The sequence below is a fragment of the Corynebacterium ciconiae DSM 44920 genome (assembly GCF_030440575.1).
Lineage (GTDB): Bacteria > Actinomycetota > Actinomycetes > Mycobacteriales > Mycobacteriaceae > Corynebacterium > Corynebacterium ciconiae.
In genome coordinates this window covers 663799-684968 of sequence record NZ_CP047189.1, presented here as the reverse complement: position 1 = coordinate 684968, position 21170 = coordinate 663799, and the positions used below count along the sequence as shown (strand labels likewise).

Annotated in this window: 20 protein-coding genes; 14 read left to right on the top strand and 6 right to left on the bottom strand. The window is 64.1% G+C overall.

Going from position 1 to position 21170, the window contains the following annotated elements; genetic code table 11:
* The first annotated feature begins 4 nt into the window (after positions 1 to 4).
* Positions 5 to 1213, top strand: a complete 1209-nt coding sequence (locus CCICO_RS02985) for a phosphotransferase (RefSeq protein ID WP_018018984.1) — start codon at positions 5 to 7, stop codon at positions 1211 to 1213.
* On the opposite strand, the gene idi is transcribed toward CCICO_RS02985, so the two are convergent.
* Positions 1214 to 1765, bottom strand: a complete 552-nt coding sequence (idi, locus tag CCICO_RS02980; protein ID WP_026161323.1) for an isopentenyl-diphosphate Delta-isomerase — start codon at positions 1763 to 1765, stop codon at positions 1214 to 1216.
* A 55-nt stretch (positions 1766 to 1820) separates the two neighbouring features.
* Here idi and CCICO_RS02975 point away from each other — a divergent pair, with 55 nt between their 5' ends.
* Both CCICO_RS02975 and brnQ read left to right on the top strand, forming a co-directional pair.
* Positions 1821 to 2996, top strand: a complete 1176-nt coding sequence (locus tag CCICO_RS02975; RefSeq protein WP_018018982.1) for a MalY/PatB family protein — start codon at positions 1821 to 1823, stop codon at positions 2994 to 2996.
* Positions 2997 to 3057: 61 nt separating this feature from the next.
* A complete protein-coding gene (brnQ, locus tag CCICO_RS02970) occupies positions 3058 to 4431 on the top strand; it encodes a branched-chain amino acid transport system II carrier protein (RefSeq protein ID WP_018018981.1) in 1374 nt (457 codons plus the stop codon).
* On the opposite strand, the gene CCICO_RS02965 is transcribed toward brnQ, so the two are convergent.
* Positions 4428 to 5006 carry a hypothetical protein gene (locus CCICO_RS02965; protein ID WP_018018980.1) on the bottom strand — a complete coding sequence of 193 codons (579 nt, stop codon included), beginning with the start codon at positions 5004 to 5006 and terminating at the stop codon, positions 4428 to 4430. The two genes, brnQ and CCICO_RS02965, sit on opposite strands and share 4 nt — an antisense overlap.
* Before the next feature lie 106 nt (positions 5007 to 5112).
* On the opposite strand from CCICO_RS02965, the gene CCICO_RS02960 reads away from it, so the two are divergent.
* The 4 genes from CCICO_RS02960 to CCICO_RS02945 are packed head-to-tail and all read left to right on the top strand — an operon-like array spanning position 5113 to position 10156.
* A complete protein-coding gene (locus CCICO_RS02960) occupies positions 5113 to 6681 on the top strand; it encodes an ABC transporter substrate-binding protein (RefSeq protein WP_018018979.1) in 1569 nt (522 codons plus the stop codon).
* Positions 6681 to 7628 (top strand): ABC transporter permease, encoded by a 948-nt coding sequence (locus CCICO_RS02955; protein ID WP_018018978.1) that lies wholly within the window; start codon positions 6681 to 6683, stop codon positions 7626 to 7628. The genes CCICO_RS02960 and CCICO_RS02955 overlap by 1 nt, the downstream gene beginning before the upstream one ends.
* 21 nt (positions 7629 to 7649) lie before the next feature.
* On the top strand, positions 7650 to 8513 hold the full coding sequence (locus CCICO_RS02950; protein ID WP_018018977.1) for an ABC transporter permease: 864 nt from the start codon (positions 7650 to 7652) through the stop codon (positions 8511 to 8513).
* Entirely contained in the window at positions 8510 to 10156 is a 1647-nt protein-coding gene (locus CCICO_RS02945; RefSeq protein WP_018018976.1) for a dipeptide ABC transporter ATP-binding protein, read from the top strand. The genes CCICO_RS02950 and CCICO_RS02945 overlap by 4 nt, the downstream gene beginning before the upstream one ends.
* On the opposite strand, the gene CCICO_RS02940 is transcribed toward CCICO_RS02945, so the two are convergent.
* Positions 10153 to 11094, bottom strand: coding sequence for an ADP-ribosylglycohydrolase family protein (locus tag CCICO_RS02940; protein ID WP_018018975.1), 942 nt, complete (start codon positions 11092 to 11094; stop codon positions 10153 to 10155). The two genes, CCICO_RS02945 and CCICO_RS02940, sit on opposite strands and share 4 nt — an antisense overlap.
* 142 nt (positions 11095 to 11236) lie before the next feature.
* Between CCICO_RS02940 and CCICO_RS02935 the strand changes: the two genes are divergently transcribed.
* Positions 11237 to 12139 (top strand): ribokinase, encoded by a 903-nt coding sequence (locus tag CCICO_RS02935; protein WP_018018974.1) that lies wholly within the window; start codon positions 11237 to 11239, stop codon positions 12137 to 12139.
* Here CCICO_RS02935 and bsaP read toward each other — a convergent pair.
* On the bottom strand, positions 12136 to 12408 hold the full coding sequence (gene bsaP / locus CCICO_RS02930) for a biotin synthase auxiliary protein BsaP (protein ID WP_018018973.1): 273 nt from the start codon (positions 12406 to 12408) through the stop codon (positions 12136 to 12138). The genes CCICO_RS02935 and bsaP overlap by 4 nt on opposite strands.
* Positions 12395 to 13432 carry a biotin synthase BioB gene (gene bioB / locus CCICO_RS02925; protein ID WP_018018972.1) on the bottom strand — a complete coding sequence of 346 codons (1038 nt, stop codon included), beginning with the start codon at positions 13430 to 13432 and terminating at the stop codon, positions 12395 to 12397. Before bioB ends, bsaP begins: the two co-directional genes overlap by 14 nt.
* Before the next feature lie 253 nt (positions 13433 to 13685).
* Here bioB and CCICO_RS02920 point away from each other — a divergent pair, with 253 nt between their 5' ends.
* Genes CCICO_RS02920 through CCICO_RS02905 form a run of 4 tightly spaced genes read left to right on the top strand, consistent with a single transcriptional unit; the run spans position 13686 to position 18008 of the window.
* On the top strand, positions 13686 to 15617 hold the full coding sequence (locus CCICO_RS02920) for a solute carrier family 23 protein (protein ID WP_018018971.1): 1932 nt from the start codon (positions 13686 to 13688) through the stop codon (positions 15615 to 15617).
* Positions 15618 to 15668: 51 nt separating this feature from the next.
* Positions 15669 to 16493 carry a hypothetical protein gene (locus tag CCICO_RS02915; RefSeq protein ID WP_018018970.1) on the top strand — a complete coding sequence of 275 codons (825 nt, stop codon included), beginning with the start codon at positions 15669 to 15671 and terminating at the stop codon, positions 16491 to 16493.
* Positions 16494 to 16503: 10 nt separating this feature from the next.
* Entirely contained in the window at positions 16504 to 17280 is a 777-nt protein-coding gene (locus tag CCICO_RS02910; RefSeq protein WP_018018969.1) for a thioesterase family protein, read from the top strand.
* An 11-nt stretch (positions 17281 to 17291) separates the two neighbouring features.
* A complete protein-coding gene (locus CCICO_RS02905; RefSeq protein ID WP_018018968.1) occupies positions 17292 to 18008 on the top strand; it encodes a queuosine precursor transporter in 717 nt (238 codons plus the stop codon).
* A gap of 75 nt (positions 18009 to 18083) precedes the next feature.
* Here the strand turns inward: CCICO_RS02905 and lepA are convergent, their stop codons facing one another.
* A complete protein-coding gene (gene lepA / locus CCICO_RS02900; RefSeq protein ID WP_018018967.1) occupies positions 18084 to 19934 on the bottom strand; it encodes a translation elongation factor 4 in 1851 nt (616 codons plus the stop codon).
* 84 nt (positions 19935 to 20018) lie between these two features.
* Between lepA and CCICO_RS02895 the strand changes: the two genes are divergently transcribed.
* Together CCICO_RS02895 and rpsT are read left to right on the top strand one after the other, a co-directional pair.
* The gene (locus CCICO_RS02895) at positions 20019 to 20591 is read left to right on the top strand and encodes a type II toxin-antitoxin system PemK/MazF family toxin (protein WP_018018966.1); all 573 of its coding nucleotides are present in this window, start codon (positions 20019 to 20021) and stop codon (positions 20589 to 20591) included.
* 250 nt (positions 20592 to 20841) lie between these two features.
* On the top strand, positions 20842 to 21108 hold the full coding sequence (gene rpsT / locus CCICO_RS02890; RefSeq protein ID WP_018018965.1) for a 30S ribosomal protein S20: 267 nt from the start codon (positions 20842 to 20844) through the stop codon (positions 21106 to 21108).
* The last annotated feature ends 62 nt before the right edge of the window (positions 21109 to 21170 follow it).

Here is a 21170-nt window from a genome sequence, read left to right as displayed (position 1 = left end):
GATCATGGATTCCGCACTCGCAACCATGCTGGCCTCCCAGCGCTTCTACGGCGCAAAATCAGAGGCCATCACCGATATCGAGGTGGTCCACACCGCCCCGCTGAGCGGTAGCGACGACGCCAGATGGGTGGTGGCGCGGGTACACCGAGCGAGCGGCTCCGATCTGTATCAGTTGCTTCTCGACGGTACCAACACCGACGTTCTTGCCCAGCCGGCCATCGCGGCCCGCATGGGTGAGCTCATCACCACCGACTCTCTGCCCGGCGGCGGCCAGGTCCACACCGTGCCTGGGGCCACCCAGCCGCTGCCGCCGGACGGGGCTCTCGGCAGGGTGATCGAGGGCGAGCAATCCAATACCTCCATCATCTTCGGCGAGAAGGTGATCGTGAAGTTCTTCCGCAAACTCGCCGGCGGCATCAACCCCGATGTGGAGCTGCTGGCAGGGCTGTCGGAACATCATTGCGGGCACATCGCCCCATTGCGGGGCTATCTCACCCACGAGATCGAGGGCGAGACCATGATCACCGGCATGGTGCAGGACTTCGTGCCCGAGGCCAGCGACGGCTGGGCCGATGCTCTCGCCGCGGTGCGCCAGGGTGCGGACTTTTCCGACTCCGCCCGTAACCTCGGGGTAGCCACCGCCGAGGTGCACCAGCTGCTGGCCCGCCATTTCGGCGCCGAGACAGTGCCCGGTTCTACGGTGGCGCGGGCTCTTAGCACCCGACTGGAGGATGTCCTCGCCCAAGTGCCGGATCTCGAGCCCTACGCCGAGCAGGCCCGGGCGGTGTACCAGCGGCTGCACGAACATGAGGTTCCGGTGCAGCGCGTCCACGGCGATCTCCACTTGGGCCAAACCCTCAAGCAGGGCGAGAAATACATCCTCATCGACTTCGAGGGCGAACCCGCTCGTCCCCTCGCGGAGCGGCGGCGCATGGACAGCCCCCTTCGCGATGTGGCTGGGCTCATCCGATCCATCGACTATGCCGCCAATTTCGAGCAGGCCGGCACCTCCGAGTCCCGCCACATGTGGTGCGATACGGCCACCGCCTCGCTGCTGGACGGCTACCGATTCGACCACAGCACCCAGGCGAATTTCGATATCCTCGATGCCTTCGTGCTGGACAAGGCGCTCTACGAGGTGGCCTACGAGGCGAATAACCGCCCCGATTGGATGTGGCTTCCGCTCGGCGCGGTCAACGCGATTGTGCGCTAGCTAACGGAGGCAGCCGAGCGCCTCGCGCAGCCGCCGGTGCCTCAGCTGGTCCACCATCCACGGGCTGAATGCAAAACCGGTGGCATCCACCGCGGCGGCCAGCTCTGCGGGGGTGGCCCAGCCGAAGGAATCCACCTCGGTTGTGGCGGGCTGGGGCGTGGAGGTGGCGTCGATACGCGCAATGTAGACGGGGCAGAATTCATGCTCCACGATGCCGCTAGAATCCACCGCGCGGTAGGAGTAGGTGGGCAGCACCTCCTCGATGCCATAGAGCCCCTCGAGACCCAACTCCTGCTGGGCGCGCCGCCTAATCGCCGCCGGAATCTCCTCGCCAGGGCCGGGATGCCCGCAGAAACTATTGGTCCATACCCCCGGCCACGTGGCTTTGCTTAATGCGCGGCGGGTCAACAGCACGTCACCTTTATCGCTGAGCACATAGCAGGAAAAGGCCAAATGATACGGGGTGTCGGTGGTGTGGACCTCGGATTTCACAGCGGTGCCGATCGGCTGATTGTTGCTATCGAGCACCACGACGCGTTCGCAGGCGTTCATACTGATCCACCATAGCGGGTGGGCAGGGGTGATCGTAGCCATGCACAATGGGTCCATGGATTGTCACTTCCTCGATAACGAGACGCTGCGCCGCCGAGGCACCCAAAAGTGGAATGCCTATGACCCCGCACTGCTGCCCCTGTGGATCGCCGAATCCGACTTCTCCACCCATCCGGAAGTCACCGCCGCACTGCGACAGGCGGTAGAACGCGAAGCCTTCGGCTATCCCATCCATGTCGACTGTGTGAAAGAAGCAATGGCGTCCTTCTACCGTCGGCGCTACGGCTGGGCACCCGACCCCGAGCAGGTGGAGATCACTTCCGATGTGGTGCGCTCGGTGCAGCTGGCCATCGAACTGCTCAGCTCGCCGGACGACGCCATCATCGTGCCCGTTCCGGCCTACATGCCCTTCCTAGAGCTGCCGCGCATCACCGGCCGAGAGATGCTGTGTATCGACGCCGATCCCCAGCCCGATCTCGACCAGCTGCGCCAGGCCCACGCCCGTGGCGGACGGGTGTTGATCCTCTGCTCCCCGCACAATCCCTTGGGCGTGATGTATAGCCGCGATTGTCTGGTGCAGCTCACTGACCTCGCCGCGGAGCTCGGCATCCTCGTGATCGTTGACGAAATCCACGCCCCTATCTGCTACGAGCGCCCCCACGAGCCGGTGGCCTCGGTGAGCGAGAACGCGCGTCGAGTCTGTGTGACTGCCACCGCCACCTCGAAGGCGTGGAATATCGCTGGGTTGAAATGCGCCCAAATGTATTTCACCAACCCCGAGCACCAGCAGGCGTTTCACACCGCCGGTCCATTAGTGACCGGCGGTTTTTCCACGCTCGGCCTCGTCGGAGCGGCCGCTGCCTACACCGCCTCCACCGACTATCTGGATGAGCAGCTCGCCCTGCTGCGGCGCAACCGCGACTATCTCCTCCAGGCTCTCCCCGATGCGGTCGCGGGGCTACGCACCAGCACCCCAGAGGCCACCTATCTCATGTGGCTCGACTTCAGCGACACTCCCTTCGCCGCAGAGTCGTCCGCCGCGGCGGCTGTGCAGCATCACTGTGGAGCGGTGCTCAACGACGGGTTGGGCTTTGCCCCCGCGGGACGCTTTGCCTCCTGTGCCCGGCTGAACTTTGCCACCTCGCCGGAGAATCTTGAGCGCTTCGTAGACGCCCTGCGCGGGGCGGACGTGACCTTGGGCACGCCACTCGCTCCGAAGAACGAGTGGTAGGACCACTACTGCTAGGCTGCTGTGACGATATGTCACATTGTGTCTAGAAAGCCCTTCGCAGATGTCTGATTCCGCTCGCTCGGCTGCCCAGTCCCCCGCTGTGCAGTCGACGGCAGTGTTCGCCACCCTCACCACGGCGACGCTCATGCTCTTCTCCATGTTCTTTGGCGCCGGCAACCTCATCTTCCCGCCCATTCTGGGCGCCCAGGCCGGCACCCACTTTGTTCCCGCGATCCTCGGCTTCCTCGCCGCCGGGGTGGCACTGCCGGTGGTATCGATGATCGCGGTCGTGCTCTCCGGCGAGGATGTGCTTGACCTCTCGCGCCAGGCGGGCCGCTTCTTTGGCGTCGTCTTCCCGGTGCTCATCTACCTCTCCATCGGCGCGTTCTACGCCGTGCCCCGCACCGCGGTGGTGAGCTACTCCACCGCCTTCTCCCCCGTGTTCGGAGTGGACTCCCAGGCGAGCACCGTGGCCTTTTGCGCGGTGTACTTCCTGGTGGTGTGGCTGATGTGCTACCGCGAAACCGGGTTGATCGATCGTATTGGCAAGTGGCTCACCCCCGTGCTGCTGGTCCTGCTGGCGCTCATGGTGCTCATGGCCCTGCGCCAGCTGGAGCCCACTGGGGCTGCGGCCGCGGAGAAATTCGCCGAGCACCCCGGGCCCACCGGCCTGATCGAGGGCTATTTGACCATGGACTCGGTGGCTGCTCTCGCTTTTGGCATCGTGGTGATCTCCGCACTGCGGGAAAAGGGCATCGGCGCCGGCGGTGGCATGGGCCTGCGACGGGCTGCGATCATCGCCGCAATCGGCGCTGGGGCGCTACTCGGTGCCGTCTACATCGCTCTCGGGCTGGTGGGCCGAGTCGTGCCTCATCCGGAGCAGTACGAGGACGGTGCCGCCATCCTCACCGATATCGCCTACGCCACCATGGGCCAGCCAGGCCGAGTGCTCTTCGGATCGGTGGTGCTGCTGGCCTGCATCGGCACTGCCGCGGGGCTGATCGGCTCCACCTCCGGCTTCTTTCACCGCCTGCTGCCGGCCGTGAGCTACCAGCAGTGGGTGCTGGTGTTCACCCTGGTCTCCTTCGCGGTCTCCACCGTGGGGCTGCAGTCGGTGTTGGCGATCGCCGGGCCGATCATCGGATTCCTCTATCCGCCGGCCATCACCCTGGTGGCCATTACCCTGCTCGCGCCGCTGTGGCAGCGCCGCCTGTACTACACCTTTCGCCTCGGCGTGTGGGGTGCGGTGGTGTGGTCACTGCTGGCCTCACTGTCCTCGGTGGGAGTAGCCAGCGCACGCATCGAGAGTCTCATTGGCTGGTCGCCCATGCATGAGCAGCAGCTCGGCTGGCTGCTGCCGGTTATCGGGCTCATCGTGGTAGGACTCATCCTCGATCACGCTCCCGCAACCCGAAAGACCCCGGCTGCGGCCTAGGCGATCTTGCCGATCTTGTTCACCTCGAGAGCCGGGGAGCTCTCGCGCAGGTTATCGGCCAGCTCATAGGCCGTGGGACGGGTGCCCAGCGGCAGGCGCACGCAATAGTCCCGCAGCTGTGCGGGCACCCCGTGGGCGAGGCTGTGCGCATCTACCCGCTGCTCGATGTGCTCCGGCACCAGAGTCATGAAGGTCGTGATCACCCCGGCGCGCTGCTCTGACCAAATGTCGATGCGGCGCAGTTGATCGCGATGAAAGCTCACCCCCGTGGCGGGGATGGTGATCATGCGGCCCACGATGAGCCGGCGGGTGCGGGCGTGAAGCACGAAACGGCAAAATTGCAGCAGCGCGATGATCACCCCCACGATGGGCAGGGCGGCCGCCACCCCATAGAGGGTGCGCAGTGTTTCGTGGGTTTCTGAGGCCCAGGCGCCCACCAAGGCCGCGCCGATGAGGCCGAAGACCAGTACAGAGACGACGCACACGGCGGTGGTCTTGGAGCGTAGGATCGCCGCGCCGCTTATGCGCACCACGCTGATGCCTTGGTCCCGGTTTCTCTGTCCCGCCTCAGTCATGGAGATCATTCTAGGCAGCCCGCCCACGCTCGCCGTGCTACGACCCGCGACTGCAGCGAACCCCTCATTCTTAGGAAGAACTCAGGGGCGACTAGCCTGTGCAAGTATGAATCTCCCCTCTCGCCGCGTGCGGCGTGCCCGCACCGCTCGCCGGACTGCCGTGGTGGCCACGGCCCTCGCCGTAGGCATGAGTGGCTGCAGCGCCGGCTCCACCGCGGTGCAGGTGGGTCGGGTAGCTGGGGCGGGCGATATTGTGGTGGCCACCTCCACCGCCCCGGTGTCGCTGGACTTCACCACCAACTCGGGCGCGGCGATACCCGATGCGCTCATGAGCAATGTGTACGAAACCCTGGTGCGCATCGATGAGCACGGCGAGATCGTGCCGTGGCTGGCCACCTCTTGGCAGGTGAGTGAGCAGGGGTTGGTCTACACCTTCCAGCTGCGCGATGATGTCCGTTTTTCTAATGGTGATGCCTTCACCGCCGAGACGGTGAAGTTTTCCATCGACCGCGTGCGCTCCGATGCGTGGAGCAATGGGCTGAAAAAGAAGATGGACATCGTCGAGTCCGTGAACGTACACAGCCCCACCGAGGTCTCTGTGCGCTTGATGGCTCCCTCCCGGCAGTGGCTGTGGGATATGGCCACGTTGGTGGGGGCAATGATGACTCCCTCGGCCATGGACACCCTCGCCACCGCCCCGGTGGGCACCGGCCCCTATGAGGTGCGTCATTTTGCGCTCGGGCATTCGCTGTCTTTCCGGGCGCGCGAGGATTATTGGGGCCCGGCCCCGCTCAATGAGGGCGCCGCCATCCGCTACTTCGCGGACGCGGTGGCCGCCACCAACGCGCTGCGCTCCGGCGATGTGGATGTGGTCTATTCCATGCAATCGCCCGGGCTGCTGCACACCTTCGACCCCGAGCGCTACACCGTGGAGGTGGGATCCACCACCGGCGAGGTGCTGCTATCGATGAACAATAACCGCGCCCCCTTCGATGATGTTCGGGTGCGCCAAGCGGTGATGTACGGCATCGACCGCCAGGCGGTGATCGATACTGCCTGGGATGGCCACGGCATCGATACCGGCGGCGCGCCGGTGCCGCCCACCGACCCGTGGTACGAGCCTTCCACTCGCTACCCTTTCGACCCCGAGCGAGCCCGGCAGCTGCTGGACGAGGCGGGCATCGATGAAAGCAATAATCAGGTGGTCTTCTCCGTGCCCTCGCTGCCCTATGCCGTGGCCGCGAGCGAGATCGTGGTATCGCAGCTGCGCGATATCGGCCTCGATGTCTCCATCCGCTCCACCGAGTTTCCGGCGGTGTGGCTGAACGAGGTGATGAAGCAGCAGGATTATGACATCTCGCTTGTCATGCACATCGAGCCCCGCGATATCCCCCAGCTCTTCGGCAACCCCGACTACTACCTCGGCTTCGACTCCCCTACGGTGCACGAGTTACTCGCCCAGGCCGATCGGGGCAGCGAGGACGAACAGGTGCGCTATATGAAAGAGGCCGTGGATCAGATCATGGCCGAAGCCGGTGCGGACACCTTGTTCAACTTCCCCAATATTGTGGTCAGTGACCGCGATATCACGGGCGTTCGAGCGGAGCGCATCACCGAAGGCCTCGAGCTAGCCACGATCCACCGCACCGACAATGCAGCAAAGGAGCACAGCTGATGCCCCGATTGCTGGCGCGCGCCGCCGCCCGCTTCACCCTCACCGCCCTGGTGGCCTCCGTGGTGATCTTCGTCCTGCTCCGATTGATCCCAGGCGACCCAGCGGCCATTGCCCTAGGAGTCAATGCCACCGATGATCTCATTCGGCAGAAGCAGGCCGAGCTCGGCACCGACCGACCCCTCATTGCGCAATACGCGACGTGGATGGGCGGGCTGCTCAGCGGCCACTGGGGAGTATCCATGCAATCCGGCGAGGACATCACCCCCATCGTGTGGGACCGTCTCCAGGTGAGCCTGATCCTCATGGGCACGTCTATGGCGCTGGCCCTAGCGATCGCTGTGCCGCTGGGAATGTGGGCAGCTATTCGACGCCACCGCCCAGATGGAGTAGCCATCACGGCGATGAGCCAAGTGGGGGTGGCACTACCGAGCTTCCTCGCCGGCATCCTGCTGGTGAGCGTGGTCTCCGTGCGCTGGGGGGTGCTTCCCGCCAATGGCTGGGTTCCACCCGGGGCCGATCCCACCGGCTTTATTGCCCGGCTTATTCTGCCCACCTTGGCGCTTGCCAGCGTGCAGGCGGCCATCATGACCCGCTATGTGCGCTCTGCAGTGCTCGACGTGCTGCACCAGGACTTCATGCGCACTGCCTTAGCCAAGGGCATGACAGTGTGGCAGGCGATGCGCGCCCACGGCCTGCGCAACGCCGCGCTGCCGGTGGTCACCGTGACCGGGCTGCAGATGGCGGCCCTGATCGTGGGCGCGGTCGTGATCGAGCGCGTCTTCGTACTACCCGGGGTGGGCAGTTATCTGCTCGACGCGGTCACCGGCCGCGATCTCACCGCCGTGCAATCCGTCGTAATGCTGTTGGTGCTGATTGTCCTGCTCACCACCTTGCTTGTCGACGTATCCTATAGCCTGCTCGATCCGCGCCTGCGCGCCGGACACTGAGACTTAAAGGAAGAAAAGCAGATGCCTAGGAGTTCTCGGGGTCCCCGCGGCGCGCGCCGCCGCCTTCCCACCAGCCTCATCATCGGTGGCACCCTCGTAGCGCTGGTGGTGCTCACCGCACTGGTGGCATTGGTGTGGACGCCCTTCGATCCCCTACACGCGATGCCGCAGCACCGGCTCGCAGGCCCGAGCGCCGAGCACTGGCTGGGCACCGACCGCTATGGCAGGGACGTGGCCTCCCAGTTGATGGCTGGGGCACATATCACTCTCGGCGTGGGGATGGTGGCGGTGAGCATCGGCATGCTCTGTGGGGTCCCGCTCGGGATGACCGCCGCGATGCGCGGGGGCATGGTGGATGCGTTGGTGATGCGCGGCGCCGATCTGCTGCTGGCTTTCCCCGCGCTACTGCTGGCCATTGTGCTCGGGGCGGTGCTGGGCACTTCTACCTGGTCGGCGATGGTGGCCATCGGTATTGCCGCGATTCCAGGTTTCGCGCGGGTGGCCCGCGCCGCCACTCTCAGCGTGCTCTCCCAGGACTTCATCGCCGCCGCCCGCATGTCCCAGGCCTCGGGGCCGGCGATCGCGCTGCGGCATGTGCTGCCCAATATTCTCAGTCTGGTGATCGTCCAGGCCTCGGTGGCTTTTGCCTTGGCGATTCTCGCCGAGGCGGGCTTGAGCTTTCTCGGTTTGGGCACCCCACCGCCGGAGCCCTCGTGGGGGCGAATGCTGCAATCGGCCCAGGCATCGCTCTATACCGCCCCGCAGCTAGCCCTGTGGCCGGGCCTGACGATCGCCGCCACGGTGCTGGGCTTCAACCTGCTCGGCGATGGGCTGCGCGACCTCCTAGATCCCCGCCTGCACTCGACACGAAAGGCCAGCCAATGAGCGATACCGTACTGAAGGTAGAGGATCTGAAGGTGTCCACAAGAGACGGGCACCAGCTACTCAACGGGGTGAGCCTGTCGATCGCCCCCGGCGAAACGGTGGGCATTATTGGCGAATCCGGCTCGGGCAAGTCACTAACCGCGCTGAGCATCATGGGCCTGCACTCGCACACGCTGCACAGCAGCGGGCATATCACGTTGCGCGATCAGCCCGGCAATCTCTTGGACTACTCCCCTCGCCGCTATGCGCGGCTGCGGGGCCGCCGGATCTCCATGGTGTTTCAAGAACCCATGACGGCGCTGAATCCGCTGATGAAAATAGGGCCGCAGGTGCGAGAAGCGCTCAAGCTGCACCAGCCGAATCTCGACTCCCCCGCTCTTAGGCGCCGCAGCGTGGAGCTGCTAGACCAGGTGCGCCTACCGGACCCAGAGGAGTTGTACGGGCGCTATCCGCACCAGCTCTCCGGTGGCCAGCGACAGCGGGTGCTTATCGCCATCGCCCTAGCCAACGACCCCGAGCTCATCATCTGCGATGAGCCCACCACCGCCCTCGATGCCACGGTGCAGGCCTCCATTCTGGACACCCTGACCCAGCTGGCCCAGCAGCGCGGCACAGCGGTGCTGTTTATCACTCACGATCTTGGGGTGATGGCGCGGATGTGCGAGCGGGTCATGGTGATGCGCCGCGGCGAGATCGTCGAGCGCGGCAGCACCCAGCAGGTATTGCACGAGCCCACCCATAGCTACACCCGGGGGCTGGTGGCTGCCTCAGATCTGGCGGCGCGCGATCCCCAGGGACGGCTGTACACGGTGGGCAGCGCGGATGAGAGCTACAGCCCCGGCCACGCCCATGCCCGCCCAGAGTTTCCCGCTCTCGGGCCGGTGGTGCTGGAAGCCGATGGGATATCGAAGAGCTATCGCTTTCGTGGGTGGCGGGCCCGTTCCCGCCGCACCACCCAGGCCTTGGCCCCGGTGTCGCTGCAGCTGCGGGCTGGGCAAAGGCTGGGAGTGGTGGGCGAGTCTGGTTCGGGCAAGTCCAGCCTTGTGCGCCTGCTCGCCGGACTCGATACCAGTGACACCGGCGCGATACGCGTCGATGGACGCCGAGCTAGCTCTGGCGTGCTGCAGGCTAGCTCGCAGATGGTGTTTCAGGACCCCGCCGCCTCACTCGATCCGCGGATGCGCGTTGGGGAGAGCATCGCCGAGCCGCTGCGCGCGGCGCGCATGAGCACGGCGGAGCGGGCCGAGCGGGTGCGGGAAGTACTAGCGGATGTGGGGTTGGAGCCGGACGTGGCCCAGCGCTATCCACACGAGTTTTCCGGCGGGCAGCGCCAGCGCATCTCGCTGGCCCGGGCCCTGGCGCCGCGTCCGCGAGTGCTGCTGGCGGATGAGCCTGTCTCTGCCCTCGATGTCTCCGCCCGCGCCCAGGTGATCAACCTACTCACCCAGGTCGTACACGACTATCAACTGGGGCTGGTGTTTGTCTCCCATGACCTCGGGGTGGTCCAGGCGCTGTGCTCCGAGGTGATGGTGCTACGCCGAGGAGAGCTGATTGAGCAGGAAGAGGTTGCCGCGCTCTTTTCCGCTCCCCGCGCCAGCTACACGCGCGCGCTTATCGACGCCGTCCCCCAGCTTCACCCCTAGGCGCCCACCAGTGAGCCCGCCAAGGCATAGGCGTGATTGGGCCAGTATTCGCGGGGCCTGGGCCGAGGCGAGCTGTCGTCCTGGTGGAAGCAGTCGATGACATCCACCCAGCGAGAAGGCCAGGCGTGCATGCCGTCGACCGCGCCCACAAGCGCGCCGGTGATTGCCGCATTGGTATCGGTATCCCCGCCCCTGCCCACGGTGCGCACCAAAGATTCCTCGGCCCGCAGCGGCGAGGCGAGCTCATAGACGGCGTTGCCGAAGGCGATTGTCACCCACCCCTGGTGCATGAGATATTCGGCCGGTGGCGTGTCGATGTGTTCGCGCACCAAGGCCGCCACTTCCGGATGCGATGCTGCCTCGGCCTGGACGATCTCGAGGGCCTCGGCGCGGTCCGCGCCCGTGGAAATGATGCGGGCGATGCTCAGCACATACACCGCTTGGATGTCGGTGCACAGCGGGTTGATGTGGGTGATCGCGCATTCCTCCCGCGCCCACTGCGCCAGCTGCTCTGCCCCATCGGGCTCTTCCAACAGGCGGGCGCCGAAGATGCCGAGCGGGCTGACACGCATCAGGGCACCGTTTGCTTGGGACTTCGGGTTCTTCTCTCCGCGGTTGAGCGCCGAGGAACAGGTGAGCCCGATGTCGAAGGGATCGGAGTGCGCCCAGCGTCGATAAGTGGCGGCCACATCCTCCACCACGAAACCGTTGTGTCGCACCAGAGACTCTGCCAGCGACAGCGCCATCTCGGAATCATCGGTGGGCTGGCCGGCACTAAGCCCATAGGTGCCACCGTCGGCGAGAGCGCGCACCCCCTGCGGGTACTGGGTATGGATGGACTCCGCGGATTGGAACTCCACCAGGCTCCCGAGGGAATCCCCAATCAACTGCCCGTACAGGGCGCCGCGTGCTCGTTCAAGCTGATGTGACCTGACCATATGCGCTCTCCTTCTTCCTCATCCTCGAACACGACCTGTGTAGACCATGCTTCAACCGCATTCTAAGACAGCCCCCAGACACCCCACGTAGCCCACTCGTAGCTGCGTTCGATTGCGCTGCTATCGGCTAGAATTCGGGGGCATGAGCATCGCTGTCGTAGGTTCTATCAATGCCGATCTCACCGTGACGGTGCAGCGGCAACCCGCCCCAGGTGAAACCCTGCTGGGAACCAGCAGCACCGTCTCCCCCGGTGGGAAAGGCGCCAACCAGGCCGTGGCTGCCGCCCGCATGGGGGCCACGGTGCACATGATCGGCGCCGTAGGCACCGATTCCTATGCTGCACCGGCCTGCGCCATCATGCAGCAGACCGGCATGGGTGAGGAGGGCATCAGCACGGTAGACGGCCCCACTGGGTTGGCGGTGATCACCGTGGCCGAGGACGGGGAGAACAGCATCGTGGTGGTGCCGGGCGCCAATGCCGCCCTGAGCCCCGAGATGGTGGATGCCCACGAGGACCTCATTGCTCAGTCCTCAATCCTGCTACTTCAGGGCGAAATCCCAGCCACCACCATCGAGCGGGCCATTGAACTGGCCCGCCACCACGAGGTGCGGGTAGTGGTGAACCTTGCGCCGGTGATTGAGATGGATCGGCAGGCGCTGCTGCACGCTGATCCGCTCATTGCCAATGAGCACGAGGCGGGCCTGATTGCACAGCACTACAACCTTGACTCCCAGGGCAGCCCCGAGGAACTGGCGGAACGACTATGCGCGGCGGGCTTTGCCAGCGTGGTACTCACCTTGGGCGCGCAGGGGGCGCTGGTGGCCACCGCGGCGGGAATCCATCGGGTGCCGGCCGCTACGGTGCAGGCAGTAGACACCACCGGCTGCGGGGATGCCTGCGCGGGGGCGTTGGTGGCGGCACTCGACAGCGGCGCAGAACTGGTGGAAGCCACCGCGCTGGGCTGTCGAGTCGGCGCCTTCGCCGCAACTCGCGCAGGAGCCCAAACCTCCTACCCGAGCGCGGAGGATACTTTGCCGAGCTAGCGCTCGAGGGCGCGCGAATCGAGCTCGCCGTGGCGCGAGCAGTGCGCCACCCAGCCCATGGGCAGCACCTGCACGATCATCCGGCGGCCGCAGATCTGACAAAATCGCGGCGGCTCAAGGCCAATCTTGGCGCCGCGGCTCAGCTCCTTCAGCCCCTTGGTGTTGCGCTCAGCCGACTCGTCCACCGGCTGGCCCGTGTTGGGGTGATAGATGGGGGCCTCGCCGGTGAGAACGGCGATGAGCAGCTCGTCCGAATCAGATCGTCTCATTGAGGGCTCGGATCGGCAGGCGCAGCTTGCCCAACATGTCGAGGTCGGTTTCGGCGGGACGGCCCAAGGTGGTGAGGTAGTTGCCCACGATCACCGCGTTGATACCGCCCAGCAAGCCCTGCTCGGCACCGAGATCGCCGAGAGTGAGTTCGCGTCCACCGGCGAAGCGCAGGGTGGTCTTGGGCAGAGCCAGACGGAAGGCACCAATGGCACGCAGGGCCTCGTTGGCCTCCATGGGCTCCTTATCAGCAAAGGGAGTACCCGGGCGGGGGTCGAGGAAGTTCATGGGCACCTCGGTGGGGTCCACCGAGGCCAAGTTTTGAGCGAACTCGGCGCGTTGCTCACGGGTTTCACCCAGCCCCAAAATACCGCCGGTGCAGACCTCCATACCCACCTGGCGCACGTTCTTGAGGGTGTCGATGCGCTCCTCGAAGGTGTGGGTGGTAACAACCTGCGGGAAGTAGGACTCGCTGGTCTCAAGGTTGTGGTTATAGCGGTGCACGCCGGCGTCCTTGAGGCGCTGCGCCTGCTCGAGGGTGATCATGCCCACCGAGGCAGCGATCTCGATATCCACCTCGTCCTTAATGGCATGGGTGGCGTCGATGAGATCATTCATCAGCCGCTCGTCCGGGCCGCGTACGGCGGCCACGATGCAGAATTCGCTGGCGCCGGTCTTGCGGGTCTGCTTGGCCGATTCAATCAGCTCAGGGATGTCAATACGCGCGGCACGCACGGGGCTGTTGAACATGGCCGACTGGGAACAGAAGTGGCAGTCCTCGGGGCAGCCGCCGGTCTTCAGCGAGACAATGCCCTCCACCTCAACTTCGTCGCCGCACCACTTCACGCGCACCTCGTGCGCCAGTTCGAGGAGCTCTTCGATCTTCTCGTCGGGCAGATTCAGCACCGCGAGAGTCTCCTCGTAGTTCAGTCCTTCGCCGCGCTCGAGCACCTTGGTGCGTGCGAGCTCGAGAATGTTGCTCTCATCAAGGGCGCTACCCTGGGCGTCCTGCGTAGCCGTGGTCATAGCTGTACTCCTGTGTCGTGGGCGATGGTGTTGCATGAGATGAACATCGTTTAGCAACAGATGTGTCAACGATAACACACCACCTCGAACGCTGTTCACCGCTTGTGAGCGTCGATAAGCACCGTGCATTACGCGGTGGCGGGGGTGAGGCTGCGGCCCCACAGCTAGGTTCGATTATCAGCAGGCTCTAAGGTGAAAGGCGCATATTTTGCCCTTTCCAGCTTCTTTTCTGAGATAAGGAGAGACGCCAGCCGTGGCCACTTCCACCCCCACCGCCGTGCAGCGCACCCATCCTGTTCACCACGTCCCCTCCCCCGGCAAGCTCGCGGCCCTCGGCCTGCAGCACGTGCTGGCCTTCTACGCCGGCGCGGTGATCGTGCCGCTGCTGATCGCCAGCTCACTGAATCTGGACGCGGAAACCACTATTCACCTCATTAACGCCGATCTGCTGACCTGTGGCATCGCCACCCTGATTCAGGTGGTGGGCATAGGCAAGCACGTGGGCGTGCGGCTGCCGCTGGTGCAGGGTGTCACAACCACGGCGGTGGCGCCGATCATCGCGATCGGCCTCGGCGTGACCGACGGCCAGGGCGGTGCGGAGTCGCTGCCCACCATCTACGGCGCGGTGATTGCCGCCGGCCTCTTCACCTTCTTTGTTGCGCCGCTGTTTGGGCGCCTGCTGCGCTTCTTCCCGCCCGTGGTCACCGGCACCGTGCTGCTGGTGATGGGCACCTCGCTGCTGGCGGTCTCTGCCAATGACTTCACTAATTACGCCGAGGGCACCCCAGATTCCCGCGATCTCGCCTACGCCTTCGGCACCCTGGCCATCATCGTGTTGGTGCAGCGCTTCTTCCGTGGTTTCATGGGCACGCTCTCGGTGCTCTTCGGCCTGGTCCTGGGCACCGCCGCGGCGCTGCTATTGGGGGATACCGATCTGTCCAAGGTCGGCGATGCCGCCCCGCTGGGAATCACCACTCCTTTCTATTTCGGCGTGCCGCAGTTTAACGCCGCCGCAATCGTCTCCCTGCTCATCGTCATGGTGATCACCATGGTGGAAACCACCGGCGATGTTTTCGCCACCGGCGAGATCGTGCGCAAGCGCATTGGCAAGCCGGATGTGGAGCGCGCCATTCGCGCCGATGGCCTGTCCACCCTGCTCGGTGGTGTTCTCAATTCCTTCCCCTACACCTGCTTCGCCCAGAACGTTGGGCTGGTGCGCATCACCGGTGTGAAGTCGCGCTGGGTGGCCGCCTCCGCCGCGGGCTTCATGATCCTCTTGGGCCTTCTGCCCAAGGCGGGCGCTATCGTGGCCTCCATTCCCGCCCCGGTGCTCGGCGGTGCATCGCTGGCTTTGTTCGCCAACGTCGCTTGGGTGGGCATGCAAACCATCGGCAAGTCCGATTGGAAGGACGATCGCAACGCCGTGATCGTGACCACCGCGCTCGGCTTGGCGATGCTGGTGACCTTCAAACCCGAGATCGCTGATGCCCTGTCCGAATGGGCACGCATCTTTGTTTCCTCCGGCATGACCATTGGCGCAATCACCGCCATCGTGCTCAACATTGTGTTCTTCCACCTCGGCGCCCAGGCTGGCTCGGATGTGGCTCGGCATAATGGCCGCGGGGTGTCGTTGAGCTCTGTCAACAACATGGACCGCGAGGAGTTCGTGCGCACCCTCTCCCCGCTGTTCAATGAGGAGAAGTGGCCGCTGGAGCGCGCTTGGGAGGCCCGCCCCTTCGAGGATGTCCAGGCCCTACGCGAAGCGGTACAGGTGGCCGTGCTCATGGCCGAGCCGGAGGAGCGCATTCGCCTCATCGACGACTACCCCGATATGGCCACCCTCGTGCTCAGCACCACTGATTCTGCGGATGAGCGCCTGCACCGCGCCCGCGGCTCGGTGGGGCTTGGCGAGGCCGATGACGTAGAGACCGAGCAGCTGCAGCTGCTGGCCAACTCCTATCGCGAGAAGTTCGGCATGCCCTGGGTGGCCTGTCTGCGCACCGATGCCACCATCGAGACCATCATCGCCGATGGTGTGCACCGCCTCGAAAATTCCGAAGAACAAGAGCTGCGCCGCACTTTGAGCGAGATCGTCGAGATCGCTAATGACCGCTTCGACATGGTGCTTGCCGACGCCAATCCGGTGCGATCCGCCTGGGATCGTAAGTTCACCGAAATCGACTAGCCGGTGCGGATCTCTAGCATGGAGGCTGTCCCTCACTAGAAGGAGAAATCCATGAGCCCGTCTACCTCCGCGCCGCTGACACCCATCAGCGTCGACCCCGCGGCCCTCACCCCTCGCCCGAGCTATCGCGTACTGCTCACCGATACCCCCTCCTTGCAGGAGATACGCAGCCACCTGCACGGGATATTCGGCGACCGTCTCGCTACCCAGCTCGACGAGCACCCTGGTCTTGGGTGCGTCCTCGATGAGCAGGTGCGCTATGCCCTCAGCACCCACAGCGCCAGCAACTACCCCACGCCTCACCTGCATGCCGTTCTCGGGCCGCAGCGCACGCTTGCCGACGCCGCCTCGGTGCTTGAGGTGGGCGTGCACTCCGATGTGCGCCCACTGCTTTCTCACCGCGAGAATGTGCGGGAACTGAACTATATGCACGCCGAGTTGGCCGCGGCCGTGGCCGCCCGCCCCGATGCCCTCGCGGTGTGTCACGCCTTCCGCGGCGCAAGCCGCCCCTTCGCCCTGGATCCGCTGGTGTTTATCGAGGCGGTGCGCCACGATGTGGTCTCCGGCTATGTGGTGGATGTGGTTGTCACCCGCACCGCCACAGGGGCCCAGGGCATGAGCATCGGCATGGTGGAAGCTGGGCATCCGGAGCTACAGCTACATTCGACGGCCAGCCCCAGCGAGGTCTACAACGTGATGACCGATGTGTGCCAGTGGGCGCTGACGCACCAACCCATCGCCTCAGGCGACACCCTTGAGGTGCATGGCCAGCACCTGCGCGCCCAGCAGGCCAGCTGGATGGGTGGGCACCGACCGGCCCTCGAGCTGGTGGTTGACTCGCCCAAAAACGGGGGACGAGGTAAAGCAGCCGAGTAGAGTGTGACCTATGTCAAACGCCTATTTCACTCGCAGGAGCGCCACCGAGTTTGTTGCCACTGAGCTCACGGCCGGCGCGTGGAATCCGAAAGAGATTCATATCGCCCCCGCGTTGGGACTGCTCACTCACATCCTGCAGGAGGATTTCGCCGCCCGCCGCGGTGAGGACAACCTAGATCTCTCTCGGATCAGCTTTGACATCTTGGGCACCGCCCCGATTGGCGAGGTGCGGGTGGATACCGAGGTGATTCGCCCCGGCCGCACCATCGAGTTGGTGCAGGCGCGGCTGATCATTGGCGATCGCCCCGTGGCCATTGCCCGCGGCTGGTTTTCCACCGCCTTCGATACCGCACGCATCGAATCGACTGCACTGGAGCGCATGCCCTCCCGCTACGCCATTCCCACATGGAATTTCCTCGAGGCGTGGGAGGGCGCCTTTGTCGATAGTGTGGATGCGCACCGCACGGTCATCAGCCCAGGCCATGCCCAGGGGTGGTTGTCTTCACGCACGCCCCTGCTCGAGGGGGTTAAGGTGTCGCCACTAGTGAAGCTAATGACGGTGGTGGACATCGTGAACGGGCTGGTGCTCAAGCACAACCCCAAGGAGGTGGCCTATCCCAATATCGATCTCAGCATTCACCTCTTCCGCTCCCCCGAAGGCCACTGGTTTGGCGCGGACACCACCATGAGCATCGGCCCCGCAGGCCATGGGCTCACCCACACCCATCTGCACGACGAGAAGGGCCCGATCGGGGTGTTGTCACAGACGCTGACAGTGCGGCCTTAAAATGCTTGGCTATGACTGTTCATAATGCGCCCGCATCTGGGCAGGCGGCGGAGTCAACAGCCTCCGTCGCCGCGTCTACCTCCGGTGGCCCTCAGCCACAACGCTCGCTGTTTCCCATCTTCGGCGCCGTGTTTGTCGCCGTGTTTTTGCTGTCGAATATCACCGCCACCAAGGGTGTGAGCATCGGCCCCTTGGTCACCGACGGCGCCTTCTTCCTCTTCCCCCTCGCCTATGTGATTGGCGATGTCCTCACCGAATGCTACGGCTTTAAAAACACCCGCCGGATGATCTTCACCGGCTTCGGCACCGCCGTGCTGGCCATCGTCACCTTCTACATCGCCATCTGGCTTCCTGCCGCGGACTTCTACGACAATGACGAGGCCTTTGCCACGGTATTGGGCTTGGTCCCCCAGATCTTCATTGCCTCCCTCGCCGGCTATCTCGTCGGCCAGCTGCTCAACTCCTTCGTGCTGGCGTCGATGAAAAAGCGCAGCGGCCAAAAGAACCTGTGGGCCCGCCTGCTGGGTTCCACCGTTGTGGGCGAACTCGCCGACACCATCATTTTCTGTGCCATCGCCGCCTCTGTCATCGGCATCACTACCTGGGGCGATGCCATCAACTACACCATCGTGGGCTTCGTGTGGAAGACCGCCATGGAAATCGTGGTCATGCCCATCACCTATGCCGTGATCGCTTGGGTGCGCAAGACCGACCCCACCACCTGGTAAACCCCTCCAGACGCACAAGGTGCGAGACCGCGGCGACATGCGCCTGCGATCTCGCACCCTTATTTTTTGCTCTAACTATTTGCCTTCATCGGTGGACAGCGCGGCCACGAAGGCCTCCTGCGGCACCGACACCGAGCCGATATTTTTCATGCGCTTCTTACCGGCCTTCTGCTTCTCCAGCAGCTTGCGCTTACGCGAAATATCGCCGCCGTAGCACTTGGAGAGCACATCCTTACGCAGGGCACGAATGTTCTCGCGGGCAATCACCTTCGAGCCGATCGCAGCCTGCACCGGCACCTCGAACTGCTGGCGCGGGATGAGCTCCTTGAGCTTTACGGTCATCTTATTGCCATAGGTGCGGGCGTGATCGCGGTGCACAATAGCGCTAAAAGCATCCACCGGCTCACCCTGGAGCAGGATGTCCACCTTCACCAGATCGGCCTCTTGTTCGCCGGCATCCTCGTAGTTGAGGGAGGCATAGCCCTTGGTGCGGGACTTGAGCATGTCGAAGAAGTCAAAGATGATCTCGCCCAAAGGCATGGTGTAGCGCAGCTCCACGCGGTCCTCGGAGAGATAATCCATGCCGCCGAGCTGGCCGCGCTTGGACTGGCACAACTCCATGGTGGGGCCCACGAAGTCGGCGGGGATGATGATCGTGGTTTTCACGATCGGCTCCCACACCTCGCGCAGCTTGCCCGAGGGCCAATCCGAGGGGTTGTAGACGATCGACTCCACCCCAGCCTCATCAACCACGCGGTAGTTCACGCTCGGCGCAGTAGAGATCAAATCTAGGTCAAATTCGCGCTCGAGGCGGTCGCGGGTGATCTCCATGTGCAGCAGGCCAAGGAAACCGCAACGGAAACCGAAGCCCAGTGCCACGGAGGTCTCGGGCTCGAAGGTCAGCGAGGCGTCGTTAAGCTGCAGCTTCTCCAGCGCATCGCGGAGATCCGGGTACTGCTCCTGGGAGATCGGGAAAAGACCGGAATACACCATCGGCTTAGGCTCCTGGTAGCCGCGCAGGGGCGTCTCTGCACCCCCGGTGGCCCAAGTGACGGTGTCGCCCACCTTGGACTGGCGCACATCCTTCACACCGGTAATCAAATAGCCCACCTCGCCGGGGCCGAGGCCTTGGCACTTTTTCGCGGTGGGGCTCATCACGCCGATCTCGAGGGTTTCGTGAGTGGCACCGGTAGACATCATCTTCAGCTTCTGGCGCGGCTCGAGCTTGCCGTCGAAGACACGAATGTAGGTGACCACACCACGGTAGGTGTCATACACCGAGTCGAAGATCATCGCGCGAGCCGGTGCCGTGGCCGGCACCACGCTGGTGGGGGCAGGCACGAGCTCACAAACCTTATCGAGCAGGGCCTCCACGCCCTCGCCTGTCTTGCCTGAGACCCGCAGCACCTCTTCCGGCTCGCAGCCGATGATGTGGGCGATCTCGAAAGCGTATTTCTCAGGATCCGCGGCGGGAAGGTCGATCTTGTTGAGCACAGGGATGATCTCGAGATCGTTTTCCATCGCCAGATAGAGATTCGCCAGGGTTTGGGCTTCGATGCCCTGGGCGGCGTCGACAAGCAAAATTGCGCCCTCACATGCCTCGAGGGCACGCGAGACCTCGTAGGTGAAGTCCACGTGGCCGGGGGTGTCGATCATCTGCAGCACGATCTGCTCCCCGGCATGGGCGCCGGTGCGCGGCACCCACGGCAGGCGCACGTTCTGCGCTTTGATCGTGATACCGCGCTCGCGCTCAATATCCATGTTGTCGAGGTACTGATCACGCATATCGCGCTCATCGACCACGCCCGTCAGCTGCAGAATACGATCCGCCAATGTGGACTTGCCGTGGTCAATGTGCGCGATGATGCAGAAATTACGGATCTGCGCCGGATCCGTGAACGTAGTTTCCGCACAATTGATTGCCATATCTCAACCTTCCCTGTTTTAGCCCCTCATACCCTACCCGAGGCTTATCGACGCCCACGCCAACGGCGTATAAACTGGGCAGGCATGGGAGACAGACTCGGCGCCATCGCTTCCTCGCTGCGGTCCTCGGTGCGCTATGTCGCCGAACAATTTCATCCTCCCAGCGACGATGACCTGGACGATACCCTCGACACCGTGCGCGAACGCCTCGGGATCTCCGGCACCGAAACCACCGAAGACTTGCGCCGCTTGCGCGCCGCCACCTCGGTGCTGGTGCACGATAGCCGCATGCTCTCGCGCAACATCTACTACGCAGCAGACATGGACGGCCAAGCAGAGCCGGGCGAGGTGGTGTGGGTGTGGCTGCGCACGGAAGCAACCTCCGAACCGGAAGACCGCGCCCTCGTGGTGGTGGGACGCACCCGCCAAACCATTTTAGGCCTGCTCATCTCCTCCAACCCGGAGCATCAAAACGATCCTTCGTGGCTCGATATCGGTTCCGGCAACTGGGATCTCGCCGGCGGGCAGTCTTGGGTGCGCATTGACCGAGTGATCGAGGCCTCCGAACTGGGTATCAGGCGCCAAGGGGCGATTCTGCCGCGGCGGCGTTTCGGCAAGATCGCGCACCGGCTGCGCTCCGAGTTCGGCTGGAGTTAGTGACTGTTTGGTCGGCCCCACCGCCTCCTGCTAGAGTGTGTCGAGTTGTTCATTTTCGCGCGCGCGAACTACCGATACATCGTCGGTGGTCGCCGAGCCAGAGTGGCGCAATAGATGTTCAGTACCTTGAGTTCATCTCCCTGCTCCACGCGTCCGCCCTGAGCTTTCTTGAGCGGCGGACATGGTTTATACCAGCGCGAACGTGGCTGACAGTGACCATACTCCGCCAACGATAAAGAGGTTCTAGACCATGGCAAACATCAAGTCTCAGAAGAAGCGCATCCTGACCAACGAGAAGGCTCGTATGCGCAACAAGTCCATCCGCTCCGCTGTGCGCACCGAGATCCGCAAGTTCCGCGCGGCTGTCGAGGCCGGCGACAAGGCTGCCGCTGAGTCCCAGCTGCGCGTTGCTTCCCGCAAGCTGGATAAGGCTGTGTCCAAGGGCGTGTTCCACCGCAACAACGCGGCGAACAAGAAGTCCAAGATGGCTCACGCCTTCAACAAGATGGAGGGCTAAAAGCCTCCCAGAAGGCGTGCACGCCTTCTCCCCCACCGCGCCGTAGGCACTCACATTCTGTG

Bases quoted from the DNA above. Each gene is read 5' to 3' on its own strand.
- CCICO_RS02910 (WP_018018969.1), top strand. From the start codon at position 16,504: ATGTCAAACGCCTATTTCACTCGCAGGAGCGCCACCGAGTTTGTTGCC.
- CCICO_RS02960 (WP_018018979.1), top strand. From the start codon at position 5,113: ATGAATCTCCCCTCTCGCCGCGTGCGGCGTGCCCGCACCGCTCGCCGG.
- CCICO_RS02985 (WP_018018984.1), top strand. From the start codon at position 5: ATGGATTCCGCACTCGCAACCATGCTGGCCTCCCAGCGCTTCTACGGC.
- CCICO_RS02955 (WP_018018978.1), top strand. From the start codon at position 6,681: ATGCCCCGATTGCTGGCGCGCGCCGCCGCCCGCTTCACCCTCACCGCC.
- CCICO_RS02915 (WP_018018970.1), top strand. From the start codon at position 15,669: ATGAGCCCGTCTACCTCCGCGCCGCTGACACCCATCAGCGTCGACCCC.
- CCICO_RS02950 (WP_018018977.1), top strand. From the start codon at position 7,650: ATGCCTAGGAGTTCTCGGGGTCCCCGCGGCGCGCGCCGCCGCCTTCCC.
- brnQ (WP_018018981.1), top strand. From the start codon at position 3,058: ATGTCTGATTCCGCTCGCTCGGCTGCCCAGTCCCCCGCTGTGCAGTCG.
- CCICO_RS02965 (WP_018018980.1), bottom strand. From the start codon at position 5,006: ATGACTGAGGCGGGACAGAGAAACCGGGACCAAGGCATCAGCGTGGTG.
- idi (WP_026161323.1), bottom strand. From the start codon at position 1,765: ATGAACGCCTGCGAACGCGTCGTGGTGCTCGATAGCAACAATCAGCCG.
- CCICO_RS02905 (WP_018018968.1), top strand. From the start codon at position 17,292: ATGACTGTTCATAATGCGCCCGCATCTGGGCAGGCGGCGGAGTCAACA.
- rpsT (WP_018018965.1), top strand. From the start codon at position 20,842: ATGGCAAACATCAAGTCTCAGAAGAAGCGCATCCTGACCAACGAGAAG.
- lepA (WP_018018967.1), bottom strand. From the start codon at position 19,934: ATGGCAATCAATTGTGCGGAAACTACGTTCACGGATCCGGCGCAGATC.
- bioB (WP_018018972.1), bottom strand. From the start codon at position 13,432: ATGACCACGGCTACGCAGGACGCCCAGGGTAGCGCCCTTGATGAGAGC.
- CCICO_RS02945 (WP_018018976.1), top strand. From the start codon at position 8,510: ATGAGCGATACCGTACTGAAGGTAGAGGATCTGAAGGTGTCCACAAGA.
- bsaP (WP_018018973.1), bottom strand. From the start codon at position 12,408: ATGAGACGATCTGATTCGGACGAGCTGCTCATCGCCGTTCTCACCGGC.
- CCICO_RS02935 (WP_018018974.1), top strand. From the start codon at position 11,237: ATGAGCATCGCTGTCGTAGGTTCTATCAATGCCGATCTCACCGTGACG.
- CCICO_RS02940 (WP_018018975.1), bottom strand. From the start codon at position 11,094: ATGGTCAGGTCACATCAGCTTGAACGAGCACGCGGCGCCCTGTACGGG.
- CCICO_RS02895 (WP_018018966.1), top strand. From the start codon at position 20,019: ATGGGAGACAGACTCGGCGCCATCGCTTCCTCGCTGCGGTCCTCGGTG.
- CCICO_RS02975 (WP_018018982.1), top strand. From the start codon at position 1,821: ATGGATTGTCACTTCCTCGATAACGAGACGCTGCGCCGCCGAGGCACC.